This window comes from Sinomonas sp. (assembly GCF_051955515.1).
Taxonomy (GTDB): domain Bacteria; phylum Actinomycetota; class Actinomycetes; order Actinomycetales; family Micrococcaceae; genus Sinomonas.
Map to the genome: position 1 here is coordinate 1 of NZ_JBQCGQ010000187.1, position 15,229 is coordinate 15,229.

Sequence of the window (15,229 nt, forward strand, 5' to 3'; positions counted from 1 at the left end):
CGAGGTGCGGGCTGCACGTGCCGTTCCGCGGGAGCGGAAGAAGACCAGGATCATCACGCATGCCCCGAGCACGGCCGCCGGGACCAGCCCGGCCATGAACAGCGTCGTGGTCGAGAGGGAAGTGATGGATCCGAGGATGAGCAGGACGATGCTCGGTGGAACCGTCTCGCCCATGATCGCGGATGCAGAGAGCACCGCCACGACCTCACCGCGGCTCACCTTGCGCTCCTCCAGCATGTCCCGCATGGTCGTGCCGACCGCGGCGACGTCGGCCACCTTGGAGCCGGAGATGCCCGAGAAGACGTACATGGTGACGACGACGGCCATCAGGGCCCCGCCTCTGATGCGGCCGAGCACCACGTCGACCAGCTTCGCCAGGGGGGCGGTGAGGCCGGCACGGCCCATGAGGGCCCCGACCAGGATGAAGAACGGGATGGCCAGCAGGAGGAAGGAATTGGCCCCCGACTGCATCCCGACGGGAACTGCCGAGAGGTCGGAGAGGCCTCCCCAGAGGATGTAGACCCCTGACCCGAGCATCAGGACGAAGGCAACTGGGACGCCGAGGAAGAGCACCACGAAGAGGAACGCCAGCACGGCGATCAGGAGTGCATCGGAACTCATCGCCAGGGTGACGTTCTGCAGTGCGAACAGGCCCGCGGCGAGGACCGCTGCGACGGCGAGGCAGACCGCCACAGCGCGTCGGGGCTGGCGCAGCAGCCTAGCCAGCGCGAACCACGCTGTCATGGCGAGGCCGAGGGCGAAGGGCAGCGCCAGATACGACGCGGGGAGGTTCAGGATCGGCGTCGATTCATGGGATCGCTGGACGAGCACCGGCACGAACAGCGCGAGCATCCCGAGGGCGATGCCGAAGACGGTCCAGTCGACGAACGCGCGCTGGTAAGGGCGCCACGAGGCGGGGAGCCGATCCGAGAGGATCTGGATCGACATGTGCGCGCCGCGGGCGTAGGCGATCGCTCCTCCCATGAACGCTGCTGTATACAGCGCCAGTTCGGAGACTTCCTGCGTCCAGGTGACCGAGTTCCCTGTCACGAGCCGGATCAGGACGTTGAACAGGACCACGAAGAACTCTACGGCGATCGCGCCGCCGACCACTCCCTCGAGAGTGCGGTCGAGCCACCTCGCCCCGCTCCAGGCGGCCTCGGCGCCGAGCTCCCCATTCTCCTGCGCCCTCACGACGCCGGTGCTCTCGTCGACCACTGTGCTCATCTGCATGTCCATGAGGGTCGGCTGTCACTGACCGTCGACGAAGTCGACGGTCTTCTTCAGGAAGTCCGCGCCTCCGACCACGTCGGCGAAGTCCGGATACAGGGAACGGGCGACCTTCTTGAACGCCGCCAGGCCGTCGGGGCTGACGTCGTTGACCTTCATACCCTGGGACTGAAGCTGCTTGACCTGCTGGTCCGCCAGATCGGAGTCGTGCGTCGTCTTGAAGGCTGCGGTGTCGTCGGCTGCGCTCTGGAGCGCCTGCTGAGCCTTGGAGTCCAGGCTGTTCCACTTCTTGTCGCTGAGAGCGAGCACGAACGCGTCGGTCATGTGATTCGTCATGGAGAGGTATTTCTGCACCTCTGAGAACTTGTTGGCGGCCGGGACCTCGACCGGGTTCTCCTGGCCGTTGATCGCACCCGTCTGCAGGCCGGTGTAGACCTCGGAGAAGGCCATCGGCGTCGGGCTGGCACCCACGGCGCTGAAGAACTTGGTCCACAGAGGATTTCCGGGAACACGGATCTTCAATCCCTTCAAGTCGTCCGGGGTCTGGATGGGCCGGACCGAGTTCGTGACCTCGCGCGGGGTCCGGGAGAGCATGGCGAGACCCTTGGTGCCGTTCTGTGCCAGATCCGAGAGGAGCTCTTTGCCCGGGGCGCCGTTCAGGTACTTCACTTCCTGGTCCATGGAGGAGAAGAGGTACGGCAGGCTCACCGCGTTCATTTTCTTGTCTGTGGCCGCGTAGACGGACGTGGAGAGGATCACTGCGTCCAGCGAGCCGCTTTGCACCCGGGTCACGGCGGCGTTCTGGTCGCCGCCGAAGCTGGTTCCGTTGGGGATGACGGTGATCTTGACCGCTCCGTTGGACTTGCTCTTCACGGCGTCGGCGAAGTGCTGCGCGGCGCTGCCCACGGACGACCCGATCGGGTCCGGGATGGACAGCTTCACTTCGACGCTGCTGGCACCGGCGGCTGAGGCTCCCCCGGAGCAGCCGCTGAGGGCAAGGGTGGCAACGGAGGCAGCGGCGAGGGCGGCAAGCCAGCCAACTCGTCTCGTCATGGGGTCTTTCCTTTCGTCATTGAAAAGGGATGCATCTTTGAAAAGGCTGTGCTTGGGGGTCAGACGGTGACCCGGATGAGGGACTCAGTCTCGCGGCGGAGCTCGAGCGCCTGGGCCAGGGACTCGTCGATGACGATGTCGTCCCACTTCACGCTGGCGCCCTTCGGGACGCTGTTCCTGAGCTCGACGTGGTGGGCGAGCGCGACAGGCAGGAGGCCTTCGCGGACCGAGGTCTCGGCCGAGACGAGCTTGCCCCAGACCGTGTAGCCTCCCTCCCCGTCGAGGAACTCGCCGACGGCCAGGTCTTTCTTGGCGGTGGCAACGACGTCTCCGTAGAAGCCCTTCGGCGAGCCGGTGGGGATCCCGCGCAGGACCGCGTTGGCGACTGTCATGTTCAGCTCGAGGCCGACGTAGTGATATGGGCGGTAGAGCGCGGCGTACTGGCCGGTGGGGTCGGGGTGCCAGGGGTATTCGGTGAAACACCCGGAGACGTACTTGTTCGTGGCCTTGACCACCACGAAGACACCCTCCTGAGTGTTGAACGGGATCCACTCCCCTTCGCGGGTGACGCTGGACATCACGTCGACCGAACCTTCGCGGGCGAGCACTCCGCCGACCTCCGAGGGACGGCAGATGGTCGCGATCTCCTCCACATTTCCCGGGGTGAACGTGAGGCCGCCGTCGGAGGGGACCAGCCCGGCGGCGTTGGCGACGGCCGCCATCTCGATCGCGGCCTTCGTCCCGTCGCGGAACGAGGTGTGCATGTACGGGTTGAGCTGGCCGGAGTCGGTCAGCTCCTTGGAGAACTCCCAGTTGTCCCACACGTTGTCCGGGTTCATCTCATGGTAATGAGGGAGGTACTTCGCGCCCTTTCCTGCGCAGACCACCTCGAACCCGGAAGTACGGGCCCAATCGACGAGCTCCATGATCAGGGCCGGCTGATCTCCGTACGCCATGGAGTACACGACCCCGGCTTCCTCGGCCCGCCGTGCCAAGGCAGGGCCCGCGAGCGCGTCGGCCTCCACAGTGACCATGATGATGTGCTTGCCGGAGGCGATGGCCTTCAGAGCGTGGTTTATGCCGACGATGGGGTTGCCGGTGGCCTCAACGATCACGTCGATCTCGGCCTCGAAGAGTGCGGACGCATCCGACACGACGGCGGTCGCCCGGCGGGCCAGCGCGTCCTCCATCGTCGGCGCGACGGCCTCCGCGGGCCACCCGACGAGCTCGAGGGCGCCTTGGGCACGTTTGGTGTTGATGTCCGCGATAGCGACAACGTGAACGCCGGGGATGTTCCGTGCCTGTGAGAGGTACATGGTCCCGAAGCGGCCGGCCCCAATCAGGCCGATGCGGATGGGGCGACCAGCAGCTTCGCGCTGCTCGAGGAGGGAATGAAGGTTCACGGCGTTCTTCCTGTTGGGGCACTTTGCCGGGCGAGTGGTAACGTTTACACTTTTGTACCAGCGGAAGGATGGTGGCGTCAATCACCGTTCCAGAACGTCGTAGTCTTTCCATCACAAGCAAGGAGGAGCCGGTGAAGAAGCCAGCCACGATCCGCGATGTCGCTCGCGAAGCGGGCGTCTCGGTCGCCGTTGTCTCAAGGGTTCTGAACGACGGAACAGGCCCTGTCGCGCCGGACACGCGGGCGAAGGTCGTAGAGGTGATCGAGCGGCTTGCCTACCACCCTCGCGCAGCCGCCCGCGAGCTGCAGCAACGCACCAAGTCCACGATCGGCCTCCTCCTGGCCGATCTCGCCAACCCATTCTTTGCCCGCCTCGCAGACCGCGTGGTGTGGGAGGCGCGGGCGCGGGGGGTGCACGTCGTCCTGCTCACCACCCAAGAGGATCAGCACCTCGAAGCCGAGTCGATCGATACGCTCATCGAGCGATCCGTCGCCTCCGTCATCGCCACCCCCGCCGGGGACAACCTCGACAAGTGGAACCGCCTCATCGACCTCGGGATCAACGTCGTCTTCGTGGACCGTGAAATTGACGAACTTGACGGGATCGACGTGGTCACGATCCGCAACGACAGCTCGGCCGAGACGGCCGCGAACCACCTGATCGGGCTCGGACACACCCGCATCGGCTTCATCTCCGGCCCGGCAACGACCTCGACCGGGCGCGACCGCGTAGCGGGGTTCCGCCGAGCCATGGACGCAGCCGGGCTCAGCGTCGATGACGAGCTGATCCACCACATCCCCTTCCGCGGCGACGCGGGGGGCGACGCCGTCGGCGTGCTGCTGAGCGAGCCAGAACCGCCCACGGCGATCATCGTCGGGAACACCGCCCAGGTTCGCTCCGCGCTCCGGAGGATCAAGCAGGCCGAGATCCGTGTGCCCGAAGACCTCAGCCTCGTCGTCTTCGATGACAACCCCTGGACGGAGCTCGTCTCGCCGCCGCTGACGGTGATCCGCCAGCCAATTGACATGCTCGCCCTCCATTCGGTCGAGCTCGCCGTCGGCCGCGCCAAAGGCCTCCTGCCAGAACAGCGGCGCAGAATCGAAGTCGACGCCGAGTTCGTCCGGCGCTCCAGCAGCTCCCCCGCCGCCCAGCGGACCCCCGCACCCTGACCCACCTGCCGCCACAACCTCCAAGGAGCACCATGCCCGTCGTCGTCACCGCCGTCTTCCGACCCGTCGAGGGAAAGAAGCAGCAGCTCAGCGAAGCCCTCCGCTCAGCGATCCCGGCAGTCCACGAGGAAGATGGCTGCCTGCTCTACGCCATCCACGACGCAGCCGACGGCACCATCACCATGGTCGAGAAGTGGACCACAGCCGACCTCCTCGAGGCGCACGCCCAGGGACCAGCAGTCGAGGCCCTCGACGCGGCCGTCGCCCCGTTCCTCGCCTCCCCCACCGTCGTGACGAAGATGGAGGCAATCCCCGCGGGCACCAACCGTCAAGGACTCCTCTGAAGCGAACCGTGCACGCTCTGTCACGTTCCGCACGGACTCGATACGAAACCGCTCGCCGCCGAGGAAGTAGGAGTTCCGCGGCGAGGCGATGTCGCGGACCGCGTAGACACCGGGCAGGTAGTACGGCAGGTGCTGGAAGCTAGGCCGCCGCCGACGATCACGAGAGGTCCGCGGGAAGCCGCTCGCCGCCGTCGAGTGTTACCGCAGAACGGATCAGGCCCTGGCAAGGCACGCCTCGTGGACTCGCTGTTTCAGCTCGTGCCCGAATCGAAGTTCGAGGGGCGCCCGGAATTCGAGCCCGAGTCCCTGTACAAGACTGCGATGTTCGGAACCCCCGACGAAGTCATCGCACGCCTGCGGGAGTACGCGCTTGGCGTCGACGAGTACGGCTTCTGATCGACAACAGCATGAGTCACGAGGCCAAACGAGCGACGCTGGAGCTCTTCATCAAGCACGTCATCCCCGCGTTCCAGGGAGGAGCCGACCGCACACAGACCTAGGAGTCCGTCTCGGCATCACCCCGCTGAGCACACTGATGACTCTTACCACCAGGAGCAGATGACTCCTCAGCAGCAACCCGCGGCCACAGGCTTGAACCACTGGCATTGGCATGTGGCGCGTTCGTCGAGATCATCCGAGTTACTTCGAGGTACCTTGCGAAACGGAACCTTGGAGTTGTCGCTGGAAGATGATGTAGACAATCAGCACTGGCACCACCGTGATGACGACGGCGGCGAACAGTTCGCCGAAGTCGACCGCATACCCAGCCTGGGAAGCGAACGCTGCCAATCCTTGGGACAGCACATAATTCTTCGGATTGGTGTTCAGCGCTACGGGGATGAGGAATTGGTTCCAGAGACCAAGGAAATTGAAGATCAGTACAGACGTCAGTCCCGGCTTGGCCATGGGCAGCATCACTTGGAAGAAGGTGCGCCATTCACCGGCTCCGTCAAGCGCCGCAGCTTCCGAGATCTCGTTCGGCAAGGCCTTGAAGAACGAGAAGAGGAAGAAAACGGTGAAGGGCAGGGCAAATGCCACGTAGGTGATGACCAGTCCGGGCAGGGTGTCGAGCAGCCCGATGTTCTTCAAGATGAAGAAGAGGGGCACGATCGCCAAGAAGATCGGAAACGTCAGCCCGGCCAGCATGAGGTAGTAGACGGCCCTGCCGCCGGGGAAGGCAAAGCGGGCCAGAACGTACGCACACATTGCGCCGAGCAGCATGACGATGACCAGGGCGAAACCGACGACCAGCACCGAGTTGAGGAAGTAGCTTCCGATGCCGGCTGTGTTCCAGGCTTTTAGGTAGTTGTCGAAATTCCAGTTCTTCGGCGGGGCGAAAGGCGATGCGAAGATTTCAGTTGTCGTCTTGAACGACGTCATGATCGTCCACAGGAGGGGCAGGATGACGATCAGGGACCAGACGGTGAGCATCGTATGGGAGACGATGCCCACCGCCTTGTCACTCGTTGTGGACTCGGGCGAGCGTTCGGCGACGGCATTTTCCCGCGTGGCGGAAGCTCGGCCGGTGGTTCTCGTTGACATCATGATTGAGCGTCCTTGCTTCCGCCCGTGAGCCTGTTGACGATGAAGACAAGTGCGGCGAACAGCAACGTAATCACCGCCAGGACAACTCCCATGGCACAGGCGAGCCCGAATTGGCCTTTATTGAACGCCGTGGAGAACAATTGCTGCGACATGACGAGCGTGGAGTTGTTGGGGCCGCCGCCGGGATTCAGAGCGGTCATATAGACGAAAGCGTCCAGCGCGAGAATGCCCATGTAGATGTAGGCGGTCTGGATGTTGTCCCGGATGAGGGGAATGGTAATGCTGATAGCAGTCCGGAACCTGCCAGCGCCGTCGATTCGCGCAGCTTCATAGAGTTCGGCAGGAATTCCCTTGATTGCGGCGATGAAGAGCACCATGTAGAACCCGACGAATCCCCAGATGATAACAAACATCGAGACTGGCATAGCCGTGCTCTCGTTGCCCAGCCAGGGGAAGGACTTGAACTGCTTGAGTCCCAAGGCCGTGAGGACGCCGTTGAGCATGCCGTTGTTCGGATCGTAGATCTGCCCCCACATGATGCCGATGATAATAGCGGGAATCACGTACGGAAAGAAGGACACGACCCGATAGAAGCTCGAGTATCGCAGGCCCTTGATCTGACCACGGCTGCTTCCCCCGACCGTGACGAGGGTTGCCAGAATGAGGCTGAGCACAATTGTCACGGCTGGCAGTATGAGACCGAGGAGGATGCTGTTCCCCATGGATTTCATGAAGATGTCATCCGAGAAGAGTTTTCCATAGTTGGAAAGCCCTGTGAAATTCATTGATTTCGTGAATCCGGACCAGTCGGTCATGGAGTAGTAGAAGGCTTGCACGAAGGGAGAGACTACGAAGACCAGATAGACTATGAGCGGCACCCCGAGGAAAACCACAAGGAAGCTGACCTTGTCAAAAGTCATCCTCGACCGACGGCGCGGCGCACTTGTGGCTGTCTTACCCGCGGGCGGGACGCCCGTTCCCAGCAGACTCATTTCACTTGGACCTTTGTGATTGAGGGGTCATTGCGAACCTTGTCCGTGATTTTCTGCATGTTCGCAGTCACGGTGGGGACATCGGAGGTGCCGTCGAGGAAGGAGTTCCAGACGACGAGCAGGTCTTTGTTCATCCCGTAGACGTCGACGAATCCCCAAGTGAAGACCTTGTCTTTGGCGGCATCGAGCATCTTGGTCTGGGACACGAGGGCGGTGGAACCGAAGCCGTCCGCGGGGACCGTACCCTTGACGATCGTCGAGGCAAGCTCGGTCTTCGCGAAATTCGTTGCCGCGTCCTTGGAGAGCATAGTCCGGAGCAGTTCCTTGCCGCCGGGCACGTTCTTCCCCTGAGAGGGGACGATGTAGGCCTCGGCCGCCGCGCTGTGCAGCGCCTCATAGGGGAGTTTCGAGTTCGTGGTCACCGTAGGGGCGGGCGCGCCGGTCAGTTTGAACCCGGGGGCAGTCTGGGCTTTCATCTCGTTTTCGATCCACGAGCCAGAGGGGTAGAGAATGGCGGCCTCATCATGGATCCACTGCGCCTGAGCTGCCGTGAATTGGGTGCCGGAGCCGCCCGGCTTGACGTAACCAGCCTTGATGATCTTCTCCAGGGCGGTCAGAACGCTCTGCACGGCCGGGTGGGACCAGCAGTTCGGCTGCAAGTTGTCCAGCGCGAGACGGACCTCATCGCCACCTTCCTTGATCGCGGATGCGATAGCGAGCTCGAGGTAATAGGTCGCCGCTTCCTTGCCCCAGACGAAAAGGTATTTGCCCTGCGCCTTCGCCTTCTCACCGAGGGCGAGCATCTCATCCCACGTCTTGGGGACGGTCCAGCCATTCTGGTCGAACAGGGAAGCCGAATACCACAGCGCAAAGACGGTCAGGACGTAATTGATCGCCGCCAGTTTGTCGCCGAAGGTGCCAGGCGCGAGGACGCCCGGGTAAAGCGTGTCCTTGATGACCGTGCCCTCGAGGTTCTTGGCGTTGATGACCGAGTTGAGGTCCTCGAGCTGGGAAAGGATCGTGTTGATGCCGATGAGGTTCGCGCCTGAGTCGTCGATGAGATCCGGCGGATTGCCACCGACAAAGCGTGGCTGCAGTTCCTGGGCGATGTTCGTGGAGGCCGAGATCTTGGCCGTAGTGCCAGAATGGTTCTTCTGCAGCAGATTTCCTGCGTAATTTGCGTAATCGATGCCGTACCCGCCCTTGAAGATCACTGCGTCGATGGTGGAATTGTCAGCCATCCCGAAGGGATTCGTGTCCGAAACGGCGCCGGTCGGCCCGCTCGACGTACCGCCGCCGCCCGCGGCGCAGGAGGCCAGGGAGCCTCCGAGCGGGGCGAGGACAGCGGCCGAGAGGACACCGGTGAGGAAGCGGCGCCGTTCGATGGGCTTGTGCTGAAGATTCATTGTTCTTCCTTTCGTTGTCACCGGTTTCCGCACTTCGGCGTAGGGAGGGTTCTTGAGATTTTGGGCCGATGCTCAGGCGTCGCGCCTGATCCTGTCCTTGTAGATGTTCTCCAGCGCGCGGTTATGGTCGTCACCGCCCGGAATGTTCGCCGAGATGTAAACGGGGGGAGTTTTGCCTTCAGCTGCTATCCGCTGAGCGGTTCCCGCGGTGAGAAGCTGGGCAATGAAGGCGGCGGTTATGGAAGACACTGCCCCAATCTTGACGCCGTCGGAGAGTTCAAGGACGGCGTCCCCAAAAGGGGCCTTGTTATCGACGACGACGTCGGCCACATCGCACAGGCGTTTTCCACTGGGATGCTTCGGCTCAACCCGTTGAGTGTGCTCCATACTGGTCACCGCAATCACCCGATGGCCTTTTTCTTTGGCCAAGAGGGCAAGTCCGACTATAGAACCATTGACGCCGGAGTTGGAAGCGATGACGAAGACGTCCTCTGGCCCTATGGGGGACAGGGCGAAAAGCTCATTAACGACTGACGGATCGCGCTCAAGCGAGGAACCGCCGAGGGCGTCCACACTGCGGCTCCCCCGCAGCACGATGTCACGCAGCGCGATTCTGTTGGTGGGGATGAGCCCGCCTGCACGGCCCGCGAGTTCCATGGCGAACGCTTCGGAATGACCAGTGCCGAACGCCTGAATCACGCCGCCCCGGTCGAGCGCGGTCTTGAGAATCTCTACGGCATCGTCGAGGCTCCCTGACGCTGCCTCCTCTGACAGTTCCTGGATCCGTCGGTTGATTTCTTGGGCATAGGTGTGCACGAGCTCAGAGGTGGAGACGGAATTGGACATTGCAGCTCCTGAGGTCGGATTAGCTTCGGAGTGGCGGTTCGGCCATCAAGGGCCCCCGCAGACGTGACGCAGACCGATGCGGCCTGCGGTGCGTGGATACCGCTTGGGCGGACGCGGCGAGATTCGTCGTGGTCCGCTCGAAATTGTGCTGGGCAACGAGCAAGTAGAGCAGGTCAAGGACCAGCAACTGGGCGTGCTTGGCGGAGAGATCGTCCGGCTGCAGGAACTGTTCATGGACGGAGGTGATGATTTGGAGGTCCGCTGCCTCGGCCAGCGGGGACGCAGGGTTATTGCTCAAAGCGACGGTGAGGGCCCCAGACAGGCGCGCCTGCCGGAGCATCTGGATGGTTTCTTCGGTTCGCCCGGTATTCGATATCCCGATGGCAACGCAGCCCTCATCCTGAATAGCTGCACTGGTCAATCCAACATGGACTTCAGACCAATGATGGCTATTGACGCCGATCCGGTAGAGCCGGGCCTGCATTTCCTCGGCGAGCATGGCACTTCCGCCGACACCGTAGATGTCCACGTGGGTGCTGGTCGCAATGCTCCGGGCGATGTCCTTCAAGAGGACAAGGTCAATGATTGACGCGGTTTCTTGGAGCGAGCGGGTGTGAGCGTTCATGAGCGTGCTGAGCACCTCGGCGGGTGAATCATGCGGGCCGAACGCCCGGCCGATGTCGGTCGTCCAGGATTCCTGAGCGGAAGTCCTGCCGAGTTCGGTGGCAATGCTGACGCGGAACGGCGCGTAGCCCTGGAAGCCCATCAGGCGGCAGAACCGCGTAATGGAGGCCGGCGACGTCCCGGTTTTCCCGGCCAACTCGCCGATCGAAGCTTCCAAGGGCGCGTGGGGGTCCTCGAGGAGGAACTCTGCGATCTTTGCCATCGCCCCGGACATCTCCGGCAGGCGGGTCCGGAGCCGGTTGATGACGCCGGTGGCCCTGCCCGAGGAGGGTTGCGATGCGGACGACGGCGTCACGGTGGTAATCCTTTTCATCTCCGGAGAGGTTTTACAAAAAGTATTCTCACCGCCTAATGTGTGTGTCAAGTCACAATCGGGGTTGGGAGTGATGGCGTGCAGATGATCCTCGCGGTCGATGCAGGTGGCACCTCGACGCGTGCCGCCGTCGTCGATGCCTCTGGGCGATGCCTGGGCTATGGGACCGCAGGCGGCGGCAACCCCAAGTCCGCGGGCTATGACCGCGCGGTGTCGGCGGTCTTCACTGCCGCGGAGACCGCCGTCGCCCGCGTTCCACGGCCCGTCACACTGTCCTTGGCCCTCGTAGCCATGGCGGGGGCAGGCCAGACAATGTCCCGCAGGGCAATCGCCGAGCGACTAACCGAGCTGGGCCTTCGGGGGGAGGTGAAGATCGAGGGCGACCTCCTGGCGATGTTCCACTCAGGCACCGACCAGCAGTCAGGGTGCGTCCTTGTCTCGGGCACAGGCTGCGTGGCCGCGCGAATTGCAGATTCCCGGCTCGAGCTCGTCTCGGACGGAGCAGGCTGGCTGTTGGGGGATGCGGGCTCCGGCTACTGGATTGGCCACGCTGTGGCCAGGGCGGTGGTCGCCTCGCTGGACGGACGCGGACCGGATACGAAGCTCACGGCCTTGATGTTGGAGTCCCTGCAGCTGGAACGCACCGGGGAGCGTATCCACGGCCGACCCCAGGTGCTCCTCGACCTGATCGAAGCGCTCTACCGGCTGCAGCCGGTCGAACTTGCCCGGTTCGCGCCGCTCGCGTTCGAGGCGGGGGATTCGGTCGCGGCGGGGATCGTGGAGAGCGCGGCCTCGGCCATGGCGGAGACGCTGGGAGCGGTGAGGGGCGAAGAAAGCGAAGGGCCCGTGGTGATTGGGGGGAGTGTTGCGGCCGCCGTGCTAGGTGCGGAGCCTCTCCTTGGCGCGCCGCTCAGAGCGGTGCTCCGCGACGCCGAGGTGATTCATGTCAGCGATGGGCTCGTCGGAGCCGCGGTGCTCGGCCTGAGGCGTGCGGGCATTCCGGTCGACGCCATCGTGTTCCAACGCCTGCACGAGTCCGTTGCGCGTTCGCGCGAAGAGAAGCTCAAGACGCCCGCGGCGCCTGCCTGATGGCGGAAAGGACTGAAGGTATGCACTCCGCCCCAGCACTCACCGTGATCACGGGCCGCATTCTCACCGGGACCGTGGATGTTCAGGATGGCCTGGTCGCCATTGAAGCTGGCCAGATCGTTTATGCGGGACCGGAAGAGGGCTACTCCGACCACGGGTCAGCGAAGGTTCATCGGCTCAGTGAAGGTGACGCGATACTGCCCGGGCTCATCGATCTCCACTGCCACGGCGGCTTTGGCGCGGACTTCCCCGCGGCCGACGAGATGGTGAACCGCAAGGCCATCGATTCCCTTCATCGCAGCGGAACAACGACGCTTCTGGCGAGCCTTGTTACCGCATCCAAGGACCATCTTCTGCGCGCTGTCGTGTCCTTCGCCTCCATCGCTGCCGAGGAACTGATCGCGGGGATCCACCTCGAAGGGCCCTTCCTGTCCTCGAAGCGCTGCGGAGCTCAAGACCCTCAATGGATCAGGCAACCCGATCTCGGCTTCGCCGACGAGCTCATTTCGGCCGGGCAGGGCACCATCCGGACCATGACCTACGCTCCGGAGCTGCCAGGCGCGCCAGAACTCGTGGACTACCTCATCTCGCGCAACGTCCTTCCCTCCCTCGGCCATACCGACGCGGACGCTCAGACCGCCGCGGCCTCCCTGCGACATGTCCATGAACGGCTGACCGAGGGGGATGCGGGTGGAACCGGGACGGTGACCCACCTCTTCAATGGGATGCCGCCCATGCACCACCGCTCCCCGGGACCGGTGCCTGCGTGTCTCCGGGCCGCGAAGGTGGGCGAGACAGTTCTGGAACTCGTCGCCGACAACACTCACCTTGATCCGTACGTGGTCTCCGCTGTCTTTGACCTCGTGGGGGCCCGCAATATCGCCCTGGTCACCGATTCCATGGCCGCCGCTGGGCTCCCGGACGGCACCTACGCCCTTGGCCCCGCGAGGGTCCAGGTGACTGACGGAGTCGCGCGGCTCGCGTCGACCGGCTCCATTGCGGGTGGCACCGCCACCCTGCTGGAAGTCCTGCGGCGAACGATTGCGGCAGGGGTGGCGCCGGGTGACGCCGTGCGAGCTGCCACCACGACCCCCGCCCGAGTCCTCGGGCTATCGGACGACGTCGGCGACGTGCGGCCCGGCATGCGGGCCGACCTGATCGCCGTCGACCGCGACTTCAAGCTCCGGCGAGCCATGCGGCGCGGAGCTTGGCTGGAGCCCTTGCCTGCGACGAAAGCGAGCTCAGCATGAAGATCGAAAGAACGAACCTGAGAGTCGCGGACCTCGGCCCCCTCAATCCGCTCCCGATGCTCGGCGCCCCCTTGGAATCCCCCTACAAGATCAGTGACGATCTTCCCGAGGAGATCCTCCACGGTTCCGGCTATGGATATCCCTCAAACCTCTACCCCTACCAGCTGCAGGACGGCTACGAACGCGCCGTCTCGGAGCGTGCCTTCACCACCGTGGTCCTCGAGAACGAACGGCTGCGCGCGGTCTTCTTGCCCGGGCTCGGGGGGCGCCTGTGGGAGCTGGTCGACAAGGAAGCCGGCAAGAATCTTCTGCACACCCCCTCGAGCATCCAGTTCGCCAATCTCGCGCTCCGCAATGCGTGGTTCGCGGGCGGTATCGAATGGAACATCGGCACGCGTGGCCACTCACCCACCACCTGCAGCCCCCTGCACACGGGCATGCTCACCACCCCGGAGGGCCAGCAGGTGCTCCGGATGTGGGAATTCGAACGCCTGCGGGAAGTGGTCTTCCAGATCGATGCCTGGCTGCCGCCGACCTCCCCCGTTCTCTATGTGGCCATCCGGGTGAGGAACCCGAACCAGGCCAAGGTGCCCATGTACTGGTGGACGAACGCCGCGGTCCCCGAAAGTGCGCAAGGGCGGGTGGTCGCCCCCGCCGAAACGGCTTTCGCCAGCAACTACACCGACGGGATCACCCGCGTAGACCCCACCAAGGATGGCGGCGTGGACTGCACATGGCCCACGAACAACGAGCGCGCCCGCGATTTCTTCTTCGACATCCCGCCGCAACGGCGGCCGTGGATCCTCGAATCAGACGAGGACGGCGACGGGCTCGCAATGCTCTCCACCCGGGAGCTGCGCGGACGCAAGCTCTTCGTGTGGGGGCAAGGTTTGGGTGGGAGCCGATGGCAGGAATGGCTCAGCTCGGACGGACGGAGGTACGCCGAAATCCAAGCCGGTTTGGCCGAGACGCAGTTCCAGCACCTTGCCATGCCCCCGAGGGCGGAATGGACCTGGGTCGAAGCGTATGGCAACTCCCGGGTAGACCCCGAGCTCGCCCATTCCACCGATTGGGCCACTGCCGTGGAGCATTGCCGAAGCCGGGTCGAGGCACTGCAGAGCCTCGAGTCTCTGCAGGCCGCCCAACGGGCTGCCCACACTTGGGCCGATCAAGCGCCAGAGCGCACGGTCCTCAGCGGAAGCGGATGGGGCGCGCTCGAGTCCGTCCGCCGGAGCGTGCACCACCTTCCCTGGTTTGACGAGACCGGAACGCCTTTCGTGAAGGAGTCCGTTTCCGATGAGCAGCAGCCGTGGCTCGAGCTCCTGGAAGGCAAAGAATTCCAGGGAGCAGCAACGTTTGTGAAAGGGGCAGACTGGAGCGAACTCCTCGAGCAGGGCAAACGCTCTGCCCCTGCTCTGCTGCACCGGGCGTTCCAAGCACACTCGCGCGGCGAACTCGACGTAGCCGCTCGCCTCTACCGTGAAGTCCTCACCCTGGGGAACGATGCCGCGGCATATCGGGGGCTCGCGCTCGTTGCCCTCGCCCAAGGCCGAGCCGACGAGGCGCTGGACGAGTACGCCAAGGCCTGCGCTTCCGAACCCGGCAGCGAATCGCTCCTCATCGAAGCGCTCACCGCGTGCCTCGCCCAGCGGCGCCCCGTCGCTGCGCTTGACCTCCTGCGCGAGGCCCTTCCGCCACGAGCGCGTCAGGGCCGGATCCGCTTCCTCAACGCGGCGGCGCTCGCAGGTGCCGGAAAGACCGAGGAAGCCGCAGAGTTGTTAAGGGCCGGAGTGGAGGTCGCGGACCTCCGCGAGGGAGAGAACGCCATCTCTGAACTCTGGGAACAGCTCCACCCAGGCGAAGAAGTGCCCCTTGAGTACCAGTTCAGCATGACCTGACGCCAGA

The 15,229-nt window shown here is 64.0% G+C and carries 14 protein-coding genes; 6 read left to right on the forward strand and 8 right to left on the reverse strand.

What is annotated here, in order from left to right:
- The 3 genes from ACTHL9_RS10665 to ACTHL9_RS10675 all read right to left on the reverse strand — a co-directional run.
- The coding region (locus ACTHL9_RS10665) for a TRAP transporter large permease subunit (protein WP_440518977.1) at nucleotides 1-1,233 on the reverse strand (1,233 nt) is incomplete at its 3' end.
- 18 nt (nucleotides 1,234-1,251) lie between these two features.
- A complete protein-coding gene (locus ACTHL9_RS10670) occupies nucleotides 1,252-2,283 on the reverse strand; it encodes a DctP family TRAP transporter solute-binding subunit (protein WP_440518978.1) in 1,032 nt (343 codons plus the stop codon).
- 59 nt (nucleotides 2,284-2,342) lie between these two features.
- Nucleotides 2,343-3,686: an NAD(P)H-dependent oxidoreductase gene (locus ACTHL9_RS10675; RefSeq protein WP_440518979.1), complete on the reverse strand. Its 1,344-nt coding sequence runs from the start codon at nucleotides 3,684-3,686 to the stop codon at nucleotides 2,343-2,345.
- 131 nt (nucleotides 3,687-3,817) lie between these two features.
- Here ACTHL9_RS10675 and ACTHL9_RS10680 point away from each other — a divergent pair, with 131 nt between their 5' ends.
- The 3 genes from ACTHL9_RS10680 to ACTHL9_RS10690 all read left to right on the forward strand — a co-directional run bounded on the left by ACTHL9_RS10680 (nucleotide 3,818) and on the right by ACTHL9_RS10690 (nucleotide 5,595).
- Nucleotides 3,818-4,855: a LacI family DNA-binding transcriptional regulator gene (locus ACTHL9_RS10680; protein ID WP_440518980.1), complete on the forward strand. Its 1,038-nt coding sequence runs from the start codon at nucleotides 3,818-3,820 to the stop codon at nucleotides 4,853-4,855.
- A gap of 32 nt (nucleotides 4,856-4,887) precedes the next feature.
- On the forward strand, nucleotides 4,888-5,199 hold the full coding sequence (locus ACTHL9_RS10685) for a putative quinol monooxygenase (protein WP_440518981.1): 312 nt from the start codon (nucleotides 4,888-4,890) through the stop codon (nucleotides 5,197-5,199).
- A gap of 237 nt (nucleotides 5,200-5,436) precedes the next feature.
- Nucleotides 5,437-5,595, forward strand: a complete 159-nt coding sequence (locus tag ACTHL9_RS10690) for a hypothetical protein (RefSeq protein WP_440518982.1) — start codon at nucleotides 5,437-5,439, stop codon at nucleotides 5,593-5,595.
- 243 nt (nucleotides 5,596-5,838) lie between these two features.
- Here the strand turns inward: ACTHL9_RS10690 and ACTHL9_RS10695 are convergent, their stop codons facing one another.
- From ACTHL9_RS10695 to ACTHL9_RS10715, 5 genes are all read right to left on the reverse strand, one after another.
- Nucleotides 5,839-6,744, reverse strand: coding sequence for a carbohydrate ABC transporter permease (locus tag ACTHL9_RS10695; RefSeq protein ID WP_440518983.1), 906 nt, complete (start codon nucleotides 6,742-6,744; stop codon nucleotides 5,839-5,841).
- Nucleotides 6,741-7,664 (reverse strand): carbohydrate ABC transporter permease, encoded by a 924-nt coding sequence (locus ACTHL9_RS10700; RefSeq protein ID WP_440518984.1) that lies wholly within the window; start codon nucleotides 7,662-7,664, stop codon nucleotides 6,741-6,743. The genes ACTHL9_RS10695 and ACTHL9_RS10700 overlap by 4 nt, the downstream gene beginning before the upstream one ends.
- A gap of 68 nt (nucleotides 7,665-7,732) precedes the next feature.
- Nucleotides 7,733-9,142: an N-acetylglucosamine/diacetylchitobiose ABC transporter substrate-binding protein gene (gene ngcE / locus ACTHL9_RS10705; RefSeq protein WP_440518985.1), complete on the reverse strand. Its 1,410-nt coding sequence runs from the start codon at nucleotides 9,140-9,142 to the stop codon at nucleotides 7,733-7,735.
- A 72-nt stretch (nucleotides 9,143-9,214) separates the two neighbouring features.
- On the reverse strand, nucleotides 9,215-9,988 hold the full coding sequence (locus tag ACTHL9_RS10710; RefSeq protein ID WP_440518986.1) for a sugar isomerase domain-containing protein: 774 nt from the start codon (nucleotides 9,986-9,988) through the stop codon (nucleotides 9,215-9,217).
- 19 nt (nucleotides 9,989-10,007) lie between these two features.
- Nucleotides 10,008-10,967 (reverse strand): MurR/RpiR family transcriptional regulator, encoded by a 960-nt coding sequence (locus ACTHL9_RS10715; RefSeq protein WP_440518987.1) that lies wholly within the window; start codon nucleotides 10,965-10,967, stop codon nucleotides 10,008-10,010.
- Nucleotides 10,968-11,069: 102 nt separating this feature from the next.
- Between ACTHL9_RS10715 and ACTHL9_RS10720 the strand changes: the two genes are divergently transcribed.
- From ACTHL9_RS10720 to ACTHL9_RS10730, 3 genes are read left to right on the forward strand one after another with little or no spacing between them, the layout of a single operon-like run.
- Nucleotides 11,070-12,074, forward strand: coding sequence for an N-acetylglucosamine kinase (locus tag ACTHL9_RS10720; protein ID WP_440519012.1), 1,005 nt, complete (start codon nucleotides 11,070-11,072; stop codon nucleotides 12,072-12,074).
- A 20-nt stretch (nucleotides 12,075-12,094) separates the two neighbouring features.
- The gene (nagA, locus tag ACTHL9_RS10725; RefSeq protein WP_440518989.1) at nucleotides 12,095-13,324 is read left to right on the forward strand and encodes an N-acetylglucosamine-6-phosphate deacetylase; all 1,230 of its coding nucleotides are present in this window, start codon (nucleotides 12,095-12,097) and stop codon (nucleotides 13,322-13,324) included.
- A complete protein-coding gene (locus ACTHL9_RS10730; protein ID WP_440518991.1) occupies nucleotides 13,321-15,222 on the forward strand; it encodes a DUF5107 domain-containing protein in 1,902 nt (633 codons plus the stop codon). The genes nagA and ACTHL9_RS10730 overlap by 4 nt, the downstream gene beginning before the upstream one ends.
- The last annotated feature ends 7 nt before the right edge of the window (nucleotides 15,223-15,229 follow it).

Excerpts from the sequence above, each read along its gene's own strand:
- ACTHL9_RS10730 (WP_440518991.1), top strand. The coding sequence starts at position 13,321 with ATGAAGATCGAAAGAACGAACCTGAGAGTCGCGGACCTCGGCCCCCTC.
- ngcE (WP_440518985.1), bottom strand. The coding sequence starts at position 9,142 with ATGAATCTTCAGCACAAGCCCATCGAACGGCGCCGCTTCCTCACCGGT.
- ACTHL9_RS10685 (WP_440518981.1), top strand. The coding sequence starts at position 4,888 with ATGCCCGTCGTCGTCACCGCCGTCTTCCGACCCGTCGAGGGAAAGAAG.
- ACTHL9_RS10700 (WP_440518984.1), bottom strand. The coding sequence starts at position 7,664 with ATGACTTTTGACAAGGTCAGCTTCCTTGTGGTTTTCCTCGGGGTGCCG.
- ACTHL9_RS10695 (WP_440518983.1), bottom strand. The coding sequence starts at position 6,744 with ATGATGTCAACGAGAACCACCGGCCGAGCTTCCGCCACGCGGGAAAAT.
- nagA (WP_440518989.1), top strand. The coding sequence starts at position 12,095 with ATGCACTCCGCCCCAGCACTCACCGTGATCACGGGCCGCATTCTCACC.
- ACTHL9_RS10710 (WP_440518986.1), bottom strand. The coding sequence starts at position 9,988 with ATGTCCAATTCCGTCTCCACCTCTGAGCTCGTGCACACCTATGCCCAA.
- ACTHL9_RS10720 (WP_440519012.1), top strand. The coding sequence starts at position 11,070 with ATGATCCTCGCGGTCGATGCAGGTGGCACCTCGACGCGTGCCGCCGTC.
- ACTHL9_RS10670 (WP_440518978.1), bottom strand. The coding sequence starts at position 2,283 with ATGACGAGACGAGTTGGCTGGCTTGCCGCCCTCGCCGCTGCCTCCGTT.